General features: G+C 50.7%; 1 protein-coding gene. It reads right to left on the bottom strand.

The window, feature by feature from the left end; genetic code table 11:
• Nucleotides 1–56: 56 nt before the first annotated feature.
• Complete coding sequence (locus tag ACXRVY_RS27485; RefSeq protein WP_223458740.1) at nt 57–1,616, bottom strand: sugar ABC transporter ATP-binding protein; 1,560 nt, start codon at nt 1,614–1,616, stop codon at nt 57–59.
• Nucleotides 1,617–1,712: the final 96 nt, after the last annotated feature.

Here is a 1,712-nt window from a genome sequence, read left to right as displayed (position 1 = left end):
GTTCCGCGCATTGGGTGTGATGAAGTCACTTGCTGCTTTGCGTTGCAGTGGGGAAGTCATTGAACTAAGTCTCCGTTGGCTAGAGTCAAGCTGTCGCTGCCTGTGGCAAACGCGATAATGGTTTCGGGTGTGATATCAACACCGCTGCGGCCACCGAGTTCGGCGACAAGTTTCCCTTCACACATGACCAATACACGGTCAGCGATTCCAACAATCTCTGGCAGTTCACTTGAAATCATCACTACACAAACGCCGGAGGCGGCCAATGCATTGATTATTTTATATATCTCTGTTTTGGCTCCAATATCGACACCCGAGGTGGGTTCGTCCAGGAACAGCACTTTGGGCTTCATCTCAAGCAGACGAGCCAGCAAAACCTTTTGTTGGTTGCCTCCAGACAGCGCGCCGACATTGATGTCTGGAGATGCTTTGATATTGAGTGCCTGAATGGCTTGTTCGGTGCGTCCGGTTCCAGCCGTCCGGTCCACAAAACCCGTCAATGAAGCATCATTTCCCAATACACAAACATTGATATTGTCGTGGACACTCATATCGAGAAAGAGGCCCAAGGCTTTACGGTCTTCTGTCAGATAGGCGATACCTGCATTGCCTGCATCGCGAGGGGAGCGTATGGCTACAACTTCGCCGTCCAGTTCAATGTGTCCACCCGAGTATGCATCGACACCTGCAATTAATCGGGCAAGTTCTGTTCTCCCTGAGCCCACCAGCCCTGCAATCCCGAGAATTTCGCCGGCATACAGATCGAAACTGCAATCTCGAATTTTTAAACCATCAGTAAGGTGGCGGACACGTAGTACCGGTTGCTCGTAAGAACACGTAGCACGCTCATGGGCATAGAAACCGGAAACATCGCGACCCACCATCATCCGGACCAGGGTTTCAGCCGATAGCGTGCCACGGTCCAGCGAACCCACGTAACGGCCGTCCCGGAGCACCGAAACAAAATCGGACAATGCATATATCTCAGCCATTCGATGGCTGATATAGATAATCGCAACACCATCATCACGTAACTGGCGAATCAACCTAAATAGACTTTCCGTCTCTTTTGAAGACAGCGGCGTTGTAGGCTCATCCATCACCAGGATTCGCGTATCGGCATGAATTGCACGGGCGATTTCAACAAGTTGTTGGTCGGCGATCGACAATGTACCGACCAGCGCGTGCGGATCAAATGTGACGCCAAGTCGCTTTAGTACAACCTGCGCGCCTTCGGTCATTGCCTTGTGGTTTACAACCCCACATCGACGAATTTCTCTACCCAGGTAGATGTTCTCGACCACGCTCATATTCGCGCACAAGCTGAGCTCTTGATAGATAACTGAAATGCCATGGCGCTTCGCATCGTTCAGGCCATAGTTTCGAATATCACATCCATCGATTCGGATAGTGCCACTGTCGGCTATATAGGCTCCCGACAGGATTTTCATCAGAGTGGATTTTCCGGCGCCGTTTTCGCCCATTAGCGCGTGGATTTGTCCGGGAAAAATACTAAGGTCGATGTCATGCAACACGCGTACGCCATTGAATGACTTGGAGATGGAACGCATTTCCAATAGAGCAGGAGGAGGACTTTCAGATCCAGTACTGAGCATAGCGGTTGACTCCTTATCTGCCGATTTGAGAAGCAGTGAAACCTCTCATCGGTGTTCTTGTTCGACAAACATAGTGCAAAGGAAAGCGCTTGCGCA

Source organism: Pseudomonas sp. P5_A2_2 (assembly GCF_054177685.1).
This window is presented reverse-complemented; position numbering and strand designations above follow the sequence as displayed.